General features: G+C 65.8%; 12 protein-coding genes. 8 read left to right on the forward strand and 4 right to left on the reverse strand.

Translation table 11 applies throughout. The features are described from left to right. The first annotated feature begins 5 nt into the window (after positions 1–5). The 3 genes from IVA92_RS16720 (at position 6) to IVA92_RS16730 (ending at position 5,062) form a co-directional block, all read left to right on the forward strand. Complete coding sequence (locus IVA92_RS16720; RefSeq protein ID WP_247275840.1) at positions 6–977, forward strand: zinc-binding dehydrogenase; 972 nt, start codon at positions 6–8, stop codon at positions 975–977. Positions 978–1,135: 158 nt separating this feature from the next. Next, complete coding sequence (locus IVA92_RS16725) at positions 1,136–2,509, forward strand: cation-efflux pump (protein WP_247275841.1); 1,374 nt, start codon at positions 1,136–1,138, stop codon at positions 2,507–2,509. Positions 2,510–2,731: 222 nt separating this feature from the next. Further along, entirely contained in the window at positions 2,732–5,062 is a 2,331-nt protein-coding gene (locus IVA92_RS16730; protein WP_247275842.1) for a PAS domain-containing sensor histidine kinase, read from the forward strand. Positions 5,063–5,263: 201 nt separating this feature from the next. On the opposite strand, the gene IVA92_RS16735 is transcribed toward IVA92_RS16730, so the two are convergent. Continuing rightward, positions 5,264–6,157: a LysR family transcriptional regulator gene (locus tag IVA92_RS16735; protein WP_247275843.1), complete on the reverse strand. Its 894-nt coding sequence runs from the start codon at positions 6,155–6,157 to the stop codon at positions 5,264–5,266. A 223-nt stretch (positions 6,158–6,380) separates the two neighbouring features. Here IVA92_RS16735 and IVA92_RS16740 point away from each other — a divergent pair, with 223 nt between their 5' ends. The 5 genes from IVA92_RS16740 to IVA92_RS16760 are packed head-to-tail and all read left to right on the forward strand — an operon-like array spanning position 6,381 to position 12,361. Then, on the forward strand, positions 6,381–6,869 hold the full coding sequence (locus IVA92_RS16740; protein ID WP_247275844.1) for a formate dehydrogenase subunit gamma: 489 nt from the start codon (positions 6,381–6,383) through the stop codon (positions 6,867–6,869). Next, positions 6,866–8,422 (forward strand): NADH-quinone oxidoreductase subunit NuoF, encoded by a 1,557-nt coding sequence (locus IVA92_RS16745; RefSeq protein WP_247275845.1) that lies wholly within the window; start codon positions 6,866–6,868, stop codon positions 8,420–8,422. The genes IVA92_RS16740 and IVA92_RS16745 overlap by 4 nt, the downstream gene beginning before the upstream one ends. Positions 8,423–8,432: 10 nt before the next feature. After that, positions 8,433–11,306, forward strand: coding sequence for a formate dehydrogenase subunit alpha (fdhF, locus tag IVA92_RS16750; protein ID WP_247275846.1), 2,874 nt, complete (start codon positions 8,433–8,435; stop codon positions 11,304–11,306). Positions 11,307–11,310: 4 nt separating this feature from the next. Then, positions 11,311–12,138: a formate dehydrogenase accessory sulfurtransferase FdhD gene (fdhD, locus tag IVA92_RS16755; protein ID WP_247275847.1), complete on the forward strand. Its 828-nt coding sequence runs from the start codon at positions 11,311–11,313 to the stop codon at positions 12,136–12,138. Further along, positions 12,128–12,361 carry a formate dehydrogenase subunit delta gene (locus IVA92_RS16760; RefSeq protein ID WP_247275848.1) on the forward strand — a complete coding sequence of 78 codons (234 nt, stop codon included), beginning with the start codon at positions 12,128–12,130 and terminating at the stop codon, positions 12,359–12,361. The genes fdhD and IVA92_RS16760 overlap by 11 nt, the downstream gene beginning before the upstream one ends. Here the strand turns inward: IVA92_RS16760 and IVA92_RS16765 are convergent. From IVA92_RS16765 to IVA92_RS16775, 3 genes are read right to left on the reverse strand one after another with little or no spacing between them, the layout of a single operon-like run. After that, on the reverse strand, positions 12,318–15,305 hold the full coding sequence (locus IVA92_RS16765) for a bifunctional [glutamine synthetase] adenylyltransferase/[glutamine synthetase]-adenylyl-L-tyrosine phosphorylase (RefSeq protein ID WP_247275849.1): 2,988 nt from the start codon (positions 15,303–15,305) through the stop codon (positions 12,318–12,320). The two genes, IVA92_RS16760 and IVA92_RS16765, sit on opposite strands and share 44 nt — an antisense overlap. Then, positions 15,302–16,762: an ATP-binding protein gene (locus tag IVA92_RS16770; RefSeq protein WP_247275850.1), complete on the reverse strand. Its 1,461-nt coding sequence runs from the start codon at positions 16,760–16,762 to the stop codon at positions 15,302–15,304. Before IVA92_RS16770 ends, IVA92_RS16765 begins: the two co-directional genes overlap by 4 nt. Beyond that, the gene (locus IVA92_RS16775; RefSeq protein ID WP_247275851.1) at positions 16,746–17,426 is read right to left on the reverse strand and encodes a response regulator transcription factor; all 681 of its coding nucleotides are present in this window, start codon (positions 17,424–17,426) and stop codon (positions 16,746–16,748) included. The genes IVA92_RS16770 and IVA92_RS16775 overlap by 17 nt, the downstream gene beginning before the upstream one ends. Positions 17,427–17,481: the final 55 nt, after the last annotated feature.

Here is a 17,481-nt window from a genome sequence, read left to right on the forward strand (position 1 = left end):
AAGACATGAAGGCTTACGTCTACGGTCGTGACGGCGCTACGATTTCCGACGTCGCTCAACCAAAGCCCAAGGGCACGCAGGTGCTGGTCCGCGTCCGCGCCTGTGCCCTGAACCGCGCCGATACCGGCATGCGCAAGGGTCATGCCCACGGCGCAGCCGGCGGCGTCGGCACCGTGCTCGGCATGGAATGGGCTGGCGAAGTCGCCGAGCTCGGGCCGGACGCGAAGGGCGTCAAGATCGGCGACCGCATCATGGGGTCGGGCAGTGCCGCATTTGCCGAATATACGCTGGCCGATCACGGCCGGCTGTTCCACGCGCCCTCGAACATGAATTTCGAGGAGGCGGCCACCCTCCCCGTCGCGCTCGCGACCATGCACAATGCCGTCGTCACCGTCGGCGGCGTGCAAGCGGGCCAGAGCGTGCTGATTCAGGGCGCGAGCTCCGGCGTCGGTCTGATGGCGCTGCAGATCGCCAGGCTCAAGGGCGCCAAGCTCGTAATCGGCTCGTCGACCGACGCCACTCGCCGCGGCCGGCTGAAGGAATACGGCGCCGATCTGGCCGTCGATAGCTCCGATCCGAAATGGGTCGACGAGGTCCTGAAAGCGACCGGCGGCGAAGGCGTCGATCTCATCGTCGACCAGGTCTCGGGCAAGGTCGCGAACCAGAATCTTGCCGCGACGAAGGTGAAGGGCCGCATCGTCAATGTCGGCCGGCTCGGCGGCACCCATGCCGACTTCAACTTCGACCTGCACGCCGCGCGCCGCATCGACTATGTCGGCGTCACCTTCCGCACCCGCACCATCGAGGAGGTCCGCGAGATCTTCGAGGAGGTGCGCAAGGACATCTGGGGCGCGGTCGAGTCGCGAAAACTGCAACTGCCGATCGACAAGGTGTTCACATTCGACGACATCGATCAGGCGTTCGCGCACATGGAGGCGAACAAGCATCTCGGGAAGATCGTCGTGACGGTGCCTTAACCGTCATTCCGGAGCGCTTGAAGAACCGAACCTGAAATCTCGAGATTCGGGTCTGGTCACCATCCCGGAATGACATCGCCGTCGCTCCTGCAAGTCACTTGCGACTACGGCTGTGGATCGTCGCTTGATGTTCACCCACGCCCTGCTAAATCCCCGCCATGATCTCCCAGCACAACAAGACCTCGGTCGCCGCGATCTCGATCTTCGCCAGCGGCGGCATGGCGGCGGCCAAATTCGTGGTCGGAATTGCGATCGGCTCGCTGGCGCTGATCTCCGAGGCCCTGCATTCCTCGATCGACCTGGTCGCGACCATCATCACCTGGGCGGTGGTGCGGGTGTCCGACAAGCCGGCCGACGAGGAGCACCATTATGGCCATGGCAAGCTCGAGAGCGTCTCGGCGCTGGGCGTCACCGCCCTGCTCTACGTGCTCGCCGGCGGCATCCTGGTCGAGGCCTATAGCCGGCTGCGGGAGGGAACCCCGCCGCCGACCATTTCGGCCGTGCCCTTTGTCGTGCTGGTGATCGACATCGCCGTCAATCTCTGGCGCGCCCGCGCGCTGCACCGCGCTGCGCGGGAGACCAGGAGCCAAGCGCTTGCCGCGGACGCACTGCATTTCGCCTCCGACGTGATGGGCTCATCTGCCGTGATCGTGGGTTTGATCCTCGCCGGACTCGGTTTCTGGTGGGGTGACGCGGCCGCGGCCGCCGCCGTCGCCGTGATGATCGCGGCTCTCGGCCTGCGCATGGCGGGCTCGACCGTGCAGACGCTGGTCGATCGCGCGCCGGAGGGCGCCCATGAGCAGGCCACGGCCGCGATCCGCAGCGTGCCCGGCGTGATCGACGTCGAGCGGCTGCGCGTGCGCATGGTCGGTGCAACCTATTTCATCGATACCATCGCAAAGGTGCCGCGGACCTATCCGATCGACCGCGTCGAGGACATCAAGCGCAATGCGCAAGCCGCCGTCAGCAGAGCGTTCGGCGACGCCGACCTCACCTTCACGGCTGTCCCCGTCGCGCGCAACAACGAGACCGTACGCGACCGCATCATGGTGATCGCGCGCAATTCCGGCCTCGCCATCCACCACGTCACGGTGCACGACCTCGGCGCCAAGCTGATCGTCGGCATCGACCTCGAGGTCGATGGCGAAATGCAGCTCGAGGCCGCCCACGATGTCGCCAACACGCTGGAGCGCAGCATCCAGGAGGAATTCGGCGAGGACGTCGAGGTCGACGTCCATATCGAGCCGCTGGAACCGGAACTGCCGTTCGGCGTCGACGCCCCCGCGGAGCGCGTGCAGGCCATTGCCGCCGCGTTGACCGAGCTTGCTGGCGAGGGCGAGATCCACGACATCCACAATGTGCGCGTCCGCAACACTGAGGCCGGCGAGATCGTCAACTTTCACTGCCGCGCCACTCCGTCGATGAGCGTGATCAAGGTGCACGAGCATGTCGACGCAATCGAGCGCGCATTGCGGCGCGCCTTCCCGAGCGTGAAGCGCGTGATCAGCCACGCCGAGCCCCCGCGTGCGTGACACACGTGCGAAGAGTCACACGTTCTCGTTTCGGACCCGTCGCGCACGTCACTTTACGGACAAGCGATGCGCAAACTGCGCGTTGGATAAGAATAATTTCGCGTTAAGGATTCGTTGACTCTCGACAGCCCGCGAAAACTGGATTCAAATCGGTGTGATTCGAAAGCGACGTGGGGCCGCTTTCGACACTCGTCGTAAGCAGGTTTTCAGGGGGCCGAAGGCATGGCGCGTGCAGACGCCGCGAACGCATGCGTTCAATCCGATTCGATCAAGGGATTGGCGCAATCGATCGCGAAACCTGCCTATCACCGGCTGCTGATCGCGGAGCCGGCGCTGCGCCGCGCCGTGCCGACGCTCATCATCGCCTTCCTGATCACGATCTGCCTCGGCGCGTTCGTGCAGGTCGTCGACCAGACGCGCCAGAAGCGGCTGGTGATCCGGCACGACATCTCGGCGCTCGCCGATTTGCTCGCCGAACGCATCGACCGCCTCACTTCCGTGCGACAGGAGCGGCTCAAGAACATCGAGAGCCTGCCGACGCTGCTGCCTGATCTCATTCCGTCCTGGGGCACGGCCTTGGGCCGCCACATCATTGTCGCCTCGACCGGCATCGACCGCCGCATCCTCGCCCGCGTACCGGTCGACAGCGACCCTTCCGGCAACGACCGCCTGCTCGACGCGATCACGACGGCGCAACTGCTCGCGGCGCCCCCGCGCGACGGCAACGTCGCCGACATGACGCTGCCGAACGGCAACGCCGCGATGGCGACCTCGCGCCAGATCAAGTCGCTGCCCGGCTTCGTCACGGTGATCCAGGAACGCGACGAGCCGATTTGGGGCTCGGATGCCGCGCTCTCGGTGACGCTGTCGGCGACCACCGGCTTCGTCGTCCTGATCCTGGGCTTTGCCTTTCACTGGCAGTCGACCCGCGCCCGCGAAGGCGACCTCATCAACGACGCCGTGCGCGGCCGCATCGACACCGCGCTCAATCGCGGCCGCTGCGGACTGTGGGACTGGGATCTGTCGCGCGGCCGGATCTTCTGGTCGCAGTCAATGTTCTCGATGCTCGGCCTCGACGGCCGCAACGAGCTCCTCACCTTCGGCGAGGTCAACGCGCTGGTGAAGTCCGACGATATTGATCTGTTCGAGATCGCCGATCAGCTCATCTCCGAGAAGATCGATCACATCGACCAGACCTTCCGCATGCAGCACGTCGACGGTCACTGGATCTGGCTCCGCGTCCGCTGCGAGAAGACGCGCGGGGCCACCGATTCCAGCGTGCACTTGATCGGGATCGCGGTCGACATCACCGAGCAGAAGAGCCTCGCCGAGAGAACGGTGGAAGCCGACCTTCGCCTGCGCGACGCGATCGAGACCATTCCGGAAGCCTTCGTGCTGTGGGACGCGAGCGATCGCCTCGTGCTCTGCAACTCGCACTTCCAGCGCCTGCACAAGCTGCCCGACACCGCCGTGATCCCCGGCACCTCCTACGAGACCGTGCTCGAAGTCGGCCGCATGCCGGAGGTGCGCACCCGCCATAACGAGACCGCGAGCCAGGGCCCGGGCGCGCGCACCTTCGAGGCACAACTCGACGACGGCAGCTGGCTGCACATCAGCGAGCGGCGCACCAAAGACGGCGGCTACGTCTCGGTCGGCACCGACATCACCCGCATCAAGGAGCACGAGCAGAAGCTGGTCGACAACGATTTGCGCCTGCGCGCCACCGTCATCGACCTCAAGCGCTCGCAGGCCGCGCTCGAACGCCAAGCGATCGAGCTCGCCGACCTGGCCGAAAAGTACCAGCGCGAGAAGACTCGCGCCGAGGAAGCCAACCAGACCAAGTCGAAATTCCTCGCCAATATGAGCCACGAGCTGCGCACGCCGCTCAACGCGATCATCGGCTTCTCCGAGATCATGGGCTCGGGCATGTTCGGCGACCTCGGTTCGGAGAAGTACCAGGAATACTGCCAGGACATCCTGACCAGCGGCCACTATTTGCTCGAGGTCATCAACGACATCCTCGACATGTCCAAGATCGAGGCCGGCCGCATGAAGCTCGACATGGAAGAGCTGGACCTGTCGCGGACGCTGGCGGAATCCCTGCGCGTCGTCACTGGCCGGGCACAGGACAAGCACCTGACGCTCGATGCCGACATCGCCAAATCCATCTCCGTCGTCGCCGACCGCCGCGCCACCAAGCAGATCATCGTCAACCTGTTGTCCAACGCGGTGAAGTTCACGCCCGACGGCGGACGCGTCGTGGTGCGCAGCCGGCAGCTCGACGACCGGATCGTGCTGATGATCGCCGACACCGGCATCGGGATCGCGCCGCATTCGCTGGCGCGGCTCGGCCGCCCCTTCGAGCAGGTCGAGAGCCAGCTCACCAAGACCTATCACGGCTCGGGACTGGGCCTCGCGATCGCCCGCTCGCTGGCGCAGCTCCACGGCGGTTCGATGCGGCTGCGTTCCAAAATCGATGTCGGCACGGTGGTGCGCGTGACGCTGCCGCGCGACGCCGTCAAGGCGGCGTCCGGGATATCGGCTGCAGCGTAAAGCCCTCAAGCATGATGGAGCCCGGTTCGGTCGGCGTTCGGAATCACCTCTCCCCGACGGGGAGAGGTCCGGGTGAGGGGCCGCGGCATCCAGTGAGACCAGATCCCCTCACCCGGACCGCATCTTCGATGCGATCCGACCTCTCCCTACGGGAGAGGTGATCTGGGCTCTCGCCTCGGTTCAAGCGAAGCACATTCCGCTTTAAGATTGCAGCGTCGGTGCGACCTCGCGCGCGACATTGACCAGCGCCGCGATTAGCGGCGTCATCGGATCGCGCTGCGGGATCACGAGGCCAATGCTGTAATTGACTTCGGGGTCGGCGATCGGGATCGAACGCACCGTGTCGGACAGGCCGAGCGTCTCGGCGAGCTTGGCCGGCATCACGCTCGCCCAGCGCCCGGTCTTGACGTGCGTGAACAGCACCAGCAGCGAGTTCGAGGTCAGCGTCGGTGTCGCCTCGGCACCGACCGAGCGCAGCGCGCGATCGATGATGCGGCGGTTCTGCATGTCGGGCGTGAGCAGGCACAGCGGCACCTGCCCGACCTCGGTCCAGGTCACCGTCTCGCGATCACCGAACATCGCATCGGGGGCAGTCAGGAGCCGGTAGCTCTCGTTGTAGAGCGGAATGGTACGCACCTTGCCGATCGGCTCGTTCTCGATATAGGTCAGCCCCGCATCCACCTCGAGATTTTCCAGCAGCCCCAGCACCTCGGACGAGGTGGTGGACTGGATGCGGAAGCGCACCTCGGGATGCCTGGCGCGGAACGGCGTCGTCAGCGCGGCGACCATGCCGAGCACGGTCGGGATCGCCGCGATGCGGATCTCGCCGGAGAGCTGATGCTTCAGCCCGTTGATCTCGTCGCGCATGGCGCGGGCATCGCCCACGATCCGCCGCGCCCAGTCCAGCGCCCGCTCGCCTTCCGGCGTAAAGCCCTGGAAGCGCGACCCGCGCTGGACCAGCATCACGCCGAGGATTTCCTCGAGCTGCTTGAGCCCGGTCGACATCGTCGGCTGCGTCACGCCGCAGACCTCCGCCGCGCGTCCGAAATGCCGCTCCTTCGCCAGCGCCAGCAATAGTTCAAGCTTGTCGATCAACCGGTCGTCCCCTCGAATTCTGTCGTGGCATGCAAGCTAGCACGCTCGCCCCCTTGCAACACGCAAAAACCGCCGAGCGGAATGCCCATAATTGCATTTTCGGATCGACCGATCGCCGGTGCCAATCGATCCGAATTCGCAATCGCAGCACGGGACAGCTTTATTGATCTTCGAGCGATTCCAAATAGTTTGCGATCAGAAACGCTCAAGTTGAGAACGAAGAATGACAGCGGTTTACGAGCCTTGCTACGAGCCTTGGGACGAGACGCGCGGCGCCGAGATCATCGCCGAACACGCTCGGCAGGAAGGCGCGACGCTCGTCATCCTGCATGCTCTTCAGGAGGCGTTCGGCTATGTGCCGGAGGCCGCCATTCCGATGGTGGCTCAGGCGCTGAATCTGTCACGCGCCGAAGTGCACGGCGTATTCACGTTCTATCATGATTTCCGGCACAAGCCGGCCGGCCGCCATGTGCTGAAGCTCTGCCGCGCCGAGGCCTGCCAGGCTGCGGGCGGCGATGCGCTCGCTGCGCGCGCCGAGGCGAAGCTCGGCGTGTCGCTCGGCAGCACCACCGCCGACGATCGCGTCACGCTGGAGCCGATCTACTGCCTCGGCCTGTGCGCGACTGCGCCGTCCGCGATGCTCGACGGGCGCCTGATCGGACGGCTCGATCAGAAGCGCCTCGATGCGCTGGTTGCGGAGGCGCAGCGATGAGCATGCGTCTATACGTCTCACGTGATGCCGGCGCGGTGGCCGTCGGCGCCGACGAGGTCGCGCTGGCGCTTGAGCAAGCCGCCGCCAGGCGGGGCGTTGCAATCGACATCGTTAGGACCGGCTCGCGCGGCCTGTACTGGCTGGAGCCGCTGGTCGAGGTGGCGACACCGCAGGGCCGCATCGCGTTCGGCCCCGTCACCGAAACCGACGTGCCCTCCCTGTTCGATGCGCTCGCCAGCAACACGCCGCATTTTCTACGGCTGGGGGCGATCGACGAGCTCCCCTGGCTGAAGCGCCAGACCCGCCTCACCTTCGCCCGCTGCGGCGTGATCGATCCGCGCTCGCTCGACGACTACCGCGCCCATGGCGGCTACAGGGGCCTGGAGCGCGCGCTCTCGCTCGGCACGGATGCGATCCTGAGCGAGGTCACCGCGTCCGGCCTGCGCGGCCGTGGCGGCGCGGGGTTTCCGACCGGCATCAAATGGAAGACGGTCGCGCAGGCCAAGGCCGACCGCAAATTCATCGTCTGCAACGCCGACGAGGGCGACAGCGGCACCTTCGCCGACCGCATGATCATGGAAGGTGATCCCTTCCTGGTGATCGAAGGCATGACGATTGCTGGCCTCACCGTCGGCGCGGCCAAAGGTTACATCTACATCCGCAGCGAATATCCGCACGCGGTCGAGGCGATGAACGCTGCCATTACGGCGGCGAAGCGCAGCGGCTATCTCGACAGCTATATCGGCGGCTCGAAGCAAGCCTTCGATCTCGAGGTGCGCGTCGGCGCCGGCGCCTATGTCTGCGGCGAGGAGACCTCACTGCTGGAGAGCCTCGAAGGCCGCCGCGGCCTCGTGCGCGCCAAGCCGCCTCTGCCGGCGCATCACGGCCTGTTCGGCAAGCCGACCGTCATCAACAACGTGCTGTCGTTCGCGGCCATCCCCTTCATCCTCGCTGAGGGTGCCAAGGCCTATGCGGATTTCGGCATGGGGCGTTCGCGCGGCACGATGCCGATCCAGCTCGCCGGCAACATCCGCCATGGCGGGCTGTTCGAGACCGCGTTTGGCGTGACGCTCGGCGAGCTCGTCGACGACGTCGGCGGCGGCACGTTCACCGGCCGTCCCGTTCGCGCGGTCCAGGTCGGCGGCCCGCTTGGCGCCTATTTTCCCCGCGCCCTGTTCGACACGCCGTTCGACTATGAGGCCTTCGCCGCGCGCGACGGCCTGATCGGCCATGGCGGCATCGTCGTGTTCGACGACAGCGTCGACATGCGCAGGCAGGCGCGCTTTGCCATGGAGTTCTGCGCGGTCGAATCCTGCGGCAAGTGCACGCCGTGCCGGATCGGCTCGACCCGGGGCGTCGAGACCATCGAGAAGATCATGCGGGGCGAGCGCGTCAGCGAGAACATCACGCTCGTCGAAGACCTCTGCAACACCATGAAATTCGGCTCGCTCTGCGCGCTCGGCGGCTTCACGCCCTATCCCGTGCTCAGCGCATTGAAGCACTTCCGGGAGGATTTCCTTCCGGCGCCGACCACGCTTCAGGCCGCGGAATAGGAGAACGACCATGTCTCTGATCGAAGAAATCGACTTCGGCACGCCGGCTTCCAAATCGGAAACGATGGTGACGCTGACCATCGACGGCAAGCAGATTTCGGTGCCCGAGGGCACCTCGATCATGCGCGCGGCGATGGAAGCCGGCCATCAGATTCCAAAGCTCTGCGCCACCGACATGGTCGACGCGTTCGGCTCCTGCCGGCTCTGCCTGGTCGAGATCGAGGGGCGCGCCGGCACGCCGGCCTCCTGCACCACGCCCGCGACGAACGGCCTCGTGGTGCGGACCCAGACCGAGCGGCTGAAGCAGCTTCGCAAGGGCGTGATGGAGCTCTACATCTCCGACCATCCGCTCGACTGCCTCACCTGCGGCGCCAATGGCGATTGCGAATTGCAGGACATGGCCGGCGCCGTGGGCTTGCGCGACGTGCGCTACGGCTATGAGGGCGAGAATCATGTCTTTGCGAAGACGGATGGCTGCAGCAACGACAAATGGATGCCGAAGGACGAGTCCAACCCGTACTTCACCTACGATCCTTCCAAGTGCATCGTCTGCTCGCGTTGCGTCCGCGCCTGCGAGGAGGTGCAAGGAACCTTCGCGCTGACCATCTCCGGCCGCGGCTTCGACAGCCGTGTCTCCCCCGGCATGAACGAGAGCTTCCTCGGCTCCGAATGCGTCTCCTGCGGCGCCTGCGTCCAGGCCTGCCCGACCGCGACGCTGACGGAAAAATCCGTGATCGAGATCGGTCAGCCCGAGCACTCCGTCGTCACCACCTGCGCCTATTGCGGCGTCGGCTGCGCCTTCAAGGCCGAGATGCGCGGCGAAGAAGTGGTGCGCATGGTGCCCTACAAGGACGGCAAGGCCAATCGCGGCCATTCCTGCGTCAAGGGCCGCTTCGCCTGGGGCTACACCAACCACAAGGAACGCATCCTTAAACCCATGATCCGCGAGCGGATCGAGGATCCCTGGCGCGAGGTGTCGTGGAACGAGGCGTTCTCGTTTGCCGCCGCCAGGATGCGGAGCATTCAGAAGAAATACGGCCGCGACGCCATCGGCGGCATCACCTCGTCCCGCTGCACCAATGAAGAAACCTATCTGGTGCAGAAGCTGATCCGCGCCGGCTTCGGCAACAACAATGTCGACACCTGCGCCCGCGTCTGCCATTCGCCGACCGGCTACGGTCTCGCCACCACCTTCGGCACCTCTGCCGGCACGCAAGACTTCGACTCGGTGGAGGACACCGATGTCGTGCTCATCATCGGCGCCAATCCTGCCTCGGCGCACCCGGTATTCGCCTCGCGACTGAAGAAGCGGCTGCGCCAGGGTGCCAAGCTGATCGTGATCGATCCGCGCCGCACCGAGATGGTGGAATCGCCGCACGTGAAGGCGCTCCACTTGCCCCTGATGCCCGGCACCAACGTCGCTGTGATGACGGCGCTGGCGCATGTCATCGTCACCGAAGGGCTCGTCAACGAAGCCTTCGTGCGCGAGCGCTGCGACTGGAGCGAGTTCGAGGAATGGGCCGCCTTCGTCGCCCAGCCCAAGAACAGCCCGGAAGCCACCGCCATCCTCACCGGTGTCGATCCCAGGGCGCTGCGCGAAGCGGCCCGCATCTACGCGACCGGCGGCAACGGCGCCATCTATTACGGCCTCGGCGTCACCGAGCACAGCCAGGGCTCGACCACCGTGATCGCGATCGCCAACCTCGCGATGGCGACCGGCAATATCGGCCGTCCCGGCGTCGGCGTGAACCCGCTGCGTGGCCAGAACAACGTGCAAGGCTCTTGCGACATGGGCTCGTTCCCGCACGAGCTGCCCGGCTACCGCCATATCTCGAGCGACGCGGTGCGCGACCAGTTCGAGGCGCTGTGGAACGTCAAGCTCAACCCGGAGCCTGGCCTTCGCATTCCCAACATGTTCGATGCCGCGGTCGAAGGCACGTTCATGGGGATCTACGTGCAGGGCGAGGACATCCTCCAGTCCGATCCCAATACCTCGCACGTGGTGGCGGCGCTGTCGGCGATGGAATGCGTCATCGTCCACGATCTCTTCCTCAACGAGACGGCAAACTACGCCCACGTCTTCCTGCCCGGATCGAGCTTCCTCGAGAAGGACGGCACCTTCACAAATGCCGAGCGCCGCATCCAGCGCGTGCGCAAGGTGATGACGCCGAAGAACGGTCTTGCCGACTGGGAGGTCACCATCGGCCTCGCCAAGGCCATGGGCTTCGAGATGAACTACAGCCATCCCTCCGAGATCATGGACGAGATCGCGGCGCTGACGCCGACCTTTGCCGGCGTCTCCTACGCCAAGTTAGATGAGCTCGGCTCGGTGCAGTGGCCCTGCAACGAGAGGGCGCCGGAGGGCACGCCGGTGATGCATATCGACGGCTTCGTCCGGGGCAAGGGCAAATTCGTCGTCACCGAGTATGTCGCGACCGACGAGCGCACCGGCCCGCGCTATCCCCTGCTGCTCACGACAGGGCGCATCCTCAGCCAGTACAATGTCGGCGCTCAGACCCGGCGCACCGACAACGTGGTCTGGCACGCCGAGGATCGGCTCGAGATTCATCCGCACGATGCCGAGCAGCGCGGCGTTCGCGACGGCGACTGGGTGCGGCTGAAGAGCCGCGCCGGCGAGACCACACTACGCGCCGAGATCACCGATCGCGTCGCGCCCGGCGTCGTCTACACCACCTTCCATCATCCGGACACGCAGGCCAACGTGATCACGACCGACTATTCGGACTGGGCTACCAACTGTCCCGAATACAAGGTTACGGCGGTGCAGGTCTCGCCGTCGAACGGACCGTCCGACTGGCAGAAGGCCTATGACGCGCAGGCGCGGCAGTCCCGCCGCATCGTGCCGGCCGAGGCCGCGGAGTAATGGCATGCACGTAGCGGTCCAGGCTATCGATCGTGAAATCTGGCGCAACGGGACGGCCTCTGAAGGCGCGCGGCTGATCCCGGAGGAGACGCCGCTGGCGCTGACCTATAATGGCGGCACCTACGCCGTCATGATGGGGACGCCGCAGAACCTCGAGGACTTCGCCGTCGGCTTCACCGTGAGCGAAGGCATCGTCGGATCGGCCGACGAGATCCGATCGCTCGAAATCGTCCGCCTCGACGACGGCATCGAGCTGCGCATGTGGCTGGCGCCGAAACATGCCGCGCGCATCAACGAGCGTCGTCGCCACATCGCAGGTCCGACCGGCTGCGGCATCTGCGGCATCGAGTCCATTGCCGAGGCGGTGCGGCCGGCGGCCGTGGTGCCGCAGGGGCAGAGCTTCACGGCCGCAGAGGTCATGACGGCGATGCAGGCCATCGCGCCGCTACAATCGATCAATTTACAGACCCGGGCCGTACACGCCGCCGCGTTCTGGTCCCCTACCGGCAACATCGTCGCGCTGCGCGAGGACGTCGGCCGCCACAATGCGCTCGACAAGCTTGCCGGTGCCCTGGCACGCAGCCGCACCAATGCGCGCGGCGGCATAGTGCTGCTCACGAGCCGCGTCTCGGTGGAGATGGTGCAGAAGACAGCCGCGATCGGCGCCCCCATGATGGTTGCCGTGTCGGCGCCGACCGCGCTCGCGGTGCGCACGGCGGAAGCCGCCGGCATCACGCTGATTGCCATTGCCCGCCAAGACGGCTTCGAAGTGTTTTCGCATGGTGACCGGGTCGTCGCCCGCCATGCCAGGGAGGTTGCCGATGTCGCCTGACCGTCTGATCTACATGGCCAACCAGATCGGCACATTCTTCCAGAGTCAAGGCCACGACAGGGCCCTGCCGGGCATCGCCGAGCACATCAAGAAGTTCTGGGATCCCCGTATGAAACGCGCGATCTTCGCCCATCTCGATGCGGGCGGCGCCGACCTTGCGCCTGATGTCCGCGAGGCCCTCACCTCGCTGAAGCAGACGACGACCCTTCCAGCAGCGCCCTGAACACGCGCCGCACCTCGCTCTGCGTCTCCTTCACTCGCGCCTGCAGCGACGAGAAATCCGGCGCATCGCCGGCGCGTGCCATCACACGGAAGAGGTCGGTGCCCGCCGTCTCCGGCTTGAAGCGATCGCTGACGCAGAGCCGCAAGATCTGCGTCAGGTCGTGATAGAGCCGGGCCGCGGCACGCAATATCTCGGTTTCAGACTGCGCGAGCACGCCGAGCCTGCATGCATTTTCCAACACCTGCATGGTGCTGACGTCGAGGATCTCCGGCTTGTCGTGGGCGTGCACGAGCTGGAGATATTGCGCGATGAAATCGATGTCGACCATACCGCCGGCGGCATGTTTGAGATCCCAGCAATCGGCCTCGCCCTTCTCCTGGGCGATGGCGCGCCGCATGTCGGCAACGTCGTTGGCGGTGATGGCGGGATCGCGGCGTCGGGTCAAGACGTCGCGGATGACGCGCTCGATTCGTTCCCGGAATTCGGGCGAGGCCGACACCACGCGCGCGCGTGTCAGCGCCATGTGCTCCCAGGTCCAGGCCTCGTTCGCCTGGTAGTCCGCGAACGAAACCAGGCTCGAGGCCACGGGACCGGCGCGTCCCGACGGACGCAGCCGCATGTCGATCTCATAGAGCACGCCGTAATTGGTGCGCGTCGTGAAGGCGCTGATCAGACGCTGGGTAAAGCGGGCGAAATAGTGGGCACCTTGCAGCGATCTCGCACCATCGGAGTCCGGATTGTCGCTGTCGAAATCGTAGAGCAGGATCAGGTCGAGATCGGACGACGCCGTCATCTCGCGGCTGCCGAGCCGGCCCATCGCGATGATCGCGGTCTGCTGATCCCTAATGCGGCCATGCTGGGCGGCAAAGCGCTCGGCAACGAGGCCATGCACGGTGTGGACGATGCCCTCGGCGACGTCCGCAAAAGCGGTACTCGCCTGCTGCGCCGAGACCGTGCCGGACAGGATACGCGTACCGATCAGGAACAGGCTCTCCTGTCCGAACAGGCGCAGGCGATCGAGGAACTCTTCATAGGAGCCCGCGTCCTGCACGGTCGCAGCTAACCGTCCCGACAATTCCTGCCTGTCCGGCATGGCGCCGAAGAAGCGCGGATCGATCAGGCCGTCCATGAGCTGCGGCTGCCGCGCCAGCATCTCGCCGAGCCGGGGCGCCGCGCCTAGCACCAGCGCCACCAGTGCGACCAGATCGCGGTTCTGGCCGAGCAGCGTGATCAGCCGGCCGCCGCGCTGAAGCGCGCCGAGGAAATGATCGAACGCCACGACCGCGCGGTCCGGCTCCTCGGCATGGGCAAGACCGTCGATCAGGGCCGGCACGAATTCGACGAACGCGTTGCGCGTCGCCTCATTGCGGAACACGCGATAGTCGCCGGTGATCCAGTCGCGCACGGTCTGCGCGACGGCGGCCGGCTTCTTGAAGCCGAGCGCCGCAATGTGCTGGAGCAGGCGCGGATCGTCGGGACCGGCACTGTAGTCGAGCGCCGGCAGTTTGGCCGTCCCGGTCGGATCATCGCCCTCGAACAGTTTTTCATAGTGCCCCTGGACGATCTGGAGCTGGTGCAACAGGTCGCGCGCAAAGGCCTCCCGATCCGGGTAGCCGAAGAACCAGGCGAAGCGCTCGACCGCCTCCTTGTCCTCGGGCAGTGTATGGGTCTGCTCGTCGGCGATCATCTGGAGGCGATGCTCGACCCGGCGCAGAAATTCGTAGGCCGTGGTCAGCTCGTCGCGCGCCGCGAACGTGATCCAGTTGCTGGAGGCGAGCACGTCGAGCGCATTGAGCGTCGGCCGCACCCGCAATTCCGGATGGCGGCCGCCCGCAATCAACTGCTGCGTCTGCGCGAAGAACTCGATCTCGCGGATGCCGCCGCGCCCGACCTTGACATTATGGCCCTCGACCGCGACCTCGCTCTGACCGCGATAGGTCTGCATCTGTCGCTTCATTTCGTGCACGTCGGCAAGCGCGGCGAAGTCGAGATGCTTGCGCCAGACGAAGGGCGCGATCTCTGCCAAAAGCGCTTCACCCGCGCGGGGATCGCCGGCGCAGGCGCGCGCCTTGATCATCGCGGCGCGCTCCCAGGTGCGCCCTTCCCGCTCGTAATAGTTCAGCGCGGCATCGCGGGAGATCGCCACCTGGGTCGAGGACGGATCGGGCCGCAGCCGCAGATCGACGCGGAACACGTAACCGTCATAGGTGCGCTGCTGGAGAATGCGCGCCATGCCTTGCGTCACGCGCACGAAGAACGGCTGCGGTTCCATATCGGGCGCGAGCGTCGTCGCATCGGGATCGAAGAACACGATGAGATCGATGTCGCTTGAATAGTTCAGCTCCCCCGCGCCCATCTTGCCCATCGCGAGCACAATCAGCCCGCAGCCTTCTTCGGGCGCCTCGGGATCGGGCGGTGAGAGCTTGCCGCGTGCAGCTTCCTGCCGCAGCAAGTACTGCAGCGCCGCCTGCACCGAGAACACCGCGATATCCGTCAGCGCCGCCGTCACCCGCATCACCGGCCAGACGCCGCCGATGTCGCACAGCGCGATCAGCAGCGCCGCCTCCGCCTTCATCCGGCGAAGCAGGCGCATCACCTCGGCTTCATCCGGCGCCGCGAGCACGGCGCCCCTCGCCTCCGCCATCAGCGCCCCAAGATGCACCTCCGGATCGCATTCGAGCAACCGGATCAGGCGCAGGGGATCGGCGCGAATCAGATCGAACAGATAGGACGAGAATTGCGCGATGCCGGTCAGAATATCCCGCGCAAAGGGACGGACCAGCAGGGATTCGAGACGGGTCGATTGCACCGGCTCGAGCTCGGCCAGCCAATTTTCGAAGCGTCTTTGGTCGGTTGTGGAAGCGGCAACATAGGGAGCCTCGGCGAAGCGTGCCGCGAGGCTCTCACCATGTTTGTCCGCGTTTCCCGGCGCGGAGTGGTTCATGCCACCTTCTGTGGCACATCCGGTATTGGCGGAGCAACCCTGTCGCCGGCGCCCGCGCGCGCCGGCAGCACCAGCGTGGCAACGAGACCGGGATGGGCATCGCCTAGGCGCAACTCACCGCCATGCAATGTCGCAACGGCCGAGGCGAGGCTGAGGCCGAGGCCGGAGCCCGGCAGCGTGCGGCTGGCCTCCAGCCGCACGAATCGCTCGACGACGTGCTTGCGATCCGCTTCGGGGATCCCCGGACCACGGTCGGTGACGCTGAGCAGCACCTGGTCGCCATCGCGCCTCGCCTCGATCGTGATTTGCCTCACGTCCATGCTGACCACGGTTCCCGCGGTCTGCGCCGCCGGCTTGCCGTATTTGATCGCGTTCTCGACGAGATTGGCGAGCGCCTGGCTGATCAGTTCGCGATTGGCGTGAACCGGCGCCGGCTCGCATTTGACCTTCAGGGTCATGCCGTCATCCTCAGCCAGCGGCTCGTAGAGCTCGTGGATGCCGTTCGCGACCTCGGCAGCGTCGAAATCGTCCATGTTGCCGCGCGCCTGCCCGGATTCGGCACGCGCGATCATCAGAAGCGCGTTGAAGGTGCGGATCAGCCCGTCGGATTCCTCGATGGTGCGCTCCAGCGCTGCACGGTAGTCCGCCTCGCAGCCCGATTTCGCCAGCGCCTCTTCGGCGCGGTTGCGCAAGCGCGTCAGCGGCGTCTTGAGGTCGTGGGCGATGTTGTCGGAGACTTCCTTCAGCCCAGCCATCAGCGCCTCGATCCGCTCCAGCATGGCGTTGAGGTTTTCGGCGAGACGGTCGAGCTCGTCGCCGCTGCGCCCCACAGGCAGGCGCTCGCTGAGATCACCAGTCATGATCCGCTGCGCAGTGCCGGTCATGGCATCGATGCGCCTCAGCACGCGGCGCGCGACGAAGACGCCGCCGCCGAGGCCGAGCACCACGACGATCAGGATCGACCATTGCGCCGCCTTCGCGACGATGCCGAACAGGCGCCGCCGCTCGTCGAGATCGCGGCCGATCAGAAGCCGGAAGCCGTTCTCCAGCTCCGTGACGCGCACCAGCGCGCGATGATCGCGTTCGTCAGCATCCTCGATCCGCCGATAGGCTGTCTCGGACCAGCCGCGCGTCGCCATCACGCCGGGCGCGAGCGAGCCGACATTGCCGGCGATCGCCTGCCCAGTCGGCGTAGTCACCAGATAGAGGTTTGCGCCCGGCCGCAGCGCCCGGTACTCGATCGCGAGCACGAGGCCCCGCAGGCCGCGGCGGCCGTAGATCTCGTTGATCTCCGAGGTCTCGGAATTCACCGTCTGCGTGATCTCCTCGGTGATCAGCCGCCGCGTATTCCAGGCGAAATAGGCGAGCAGCGAAGCCGCGAACATCGCGAACAGCAGCAGATAGACCAGCGTCAGCCGGAATGCCGTGGTGCGGACGAGTTTACCGAATGCCGTCACGGATCATGTATCCGGCGCCGCGGATCGTATGCAGCAGCGGGCGCTCGAAGCCCTTGTCAATCTTGGAGCGCAGCCGCGAAATGTGCACGTCGATCACGTTGGTCTGCGGATCAAAATGATAGTCCCAGACGTTCTCGAGCAGCATGGTGCGCGTCACCACCTGGCCGGCGTGCTTCATGAGGTATTCGAGCAGGCGGAATTCGCGCGGCTGGAGCGTCAGCTCGTCCTTGCCGCGGGCGACGCGGTGGGACAGCCGGTCGAGCTCGAGATCGCCGACGCGGTAGAGCGTGTCCTCGGCGGGCCCGCCGCGGCGGCGCGACAGCACCTCAACGCGGGCGAGCAGTTCGGCGAACGAATAAGGCTTTGGCAGATAATCGTCGCCGCCGGCGCGCAGGCCCTTGATGCGGTCGTCGACCTGTCCGAGCGCGGAGAGAATCAGCACCGGCGTGGTGTTGCCCTTGTCGCGCAGCGCGCCGATCAGCGACAGGCCGTCGCGCTTGGGCAGCATGCGGTCGACCACCAGCACGTCGTAATCGCCGTTCTCGGCCATGGCGAGACCTTCCTCGCCGTCGGCGGCATGATCGGCAATGTGTCCGACTTCGCGAAACGCCTTCACGAGATAGTCGGCGGATTCGCGGTCGTCTTCGATGATGAGGAGGCGCATCGTGCGTTCGGCGGCAGTCAAGGGAGTGAACCTTCTCTAAACATGGCGCGAGCGG

The organism is Bradyrhizobium sp. 154 (assembly GCF_023073875.1).
GTDB lineage: Bacteria > Pseudomonadota > Alphaproteobacteria > Rhizobiales > Xanthobacteraceae > Bradyrhizobium.

Excerpts from the sequence above, each read along its gene's own strand:
- fdhD (WP_247275847.1), top strand. The coding sequence starts at position 11,311 with ATGCACGTAGCGGTCCAGGCTATCGATCGTGAAATCTGGCGCAACGGG.
- IVA92_RS16725 (WP_247275841.1), top strand. The coding sequence starts at position 1,136 with ATGATCTCCCAGCACAACAAGACCTCGGTCGCCGCGATCTCGATCTTC.
- IVA92_RS16760 (WP_247275848.1), top strand. The coding sequence starts at position 12,128 with ATGTCGCCTGACCGTCTGATCTACATGGCCAACCAGATCGGCACATTC.
- fdhF (WP_247275846.1), top strand. The coding sequence starts at position 8,433 with ATGTCTCTGATCGAAGAAATCGACTTCGGCACGCCGGCTTCCAAATCG.
- IVA92_RS16740 (WP_247275844.1), top strand. The coding sequence starts at position 6,381 with ATGACAGCGGTTTACGAGCCTTGCTACGAGCCTTGGGACGAGACGCGC.
- IVA92_RS16730 (WP_247275842.1), top strand. The coding sequence starts at position 2,732 with ATGGCGCGTGCAGACGCCGCGAACGCATGCGTTCAATCCGATTCGATC.
- IVA92_RS16775 (WP_247275851.1), bottom strand. The coding sequence starts at position 17,426 with ATGCGCCTCCTCATCATCGAAGACGACCGCGAATCCGCCGACTATCTC.
- IVA92_RS16765 (WP_247275849.1), bottom strand. The coding sequence starts at position 15,305 with ATGAACCACTCCGCGCCGGGAAACGCGGACAAACATGGTGAGAGCCTC.
- IVA92_RS16720 (WP_247275840.1), top strand. The coding sequence starts at position 6 with ATGAAGGCTTACGTCTACGGTCGTGACGGCGCTACGATTTCCGACGTC.
- IVA92_RS16745 (WP_247275845.1), top strand. The coding sequence starts at position 6,866 with ATGAGCATGCGTCTATACGTCTCACGTGATGCCGGCGCGGTGGCCGTC.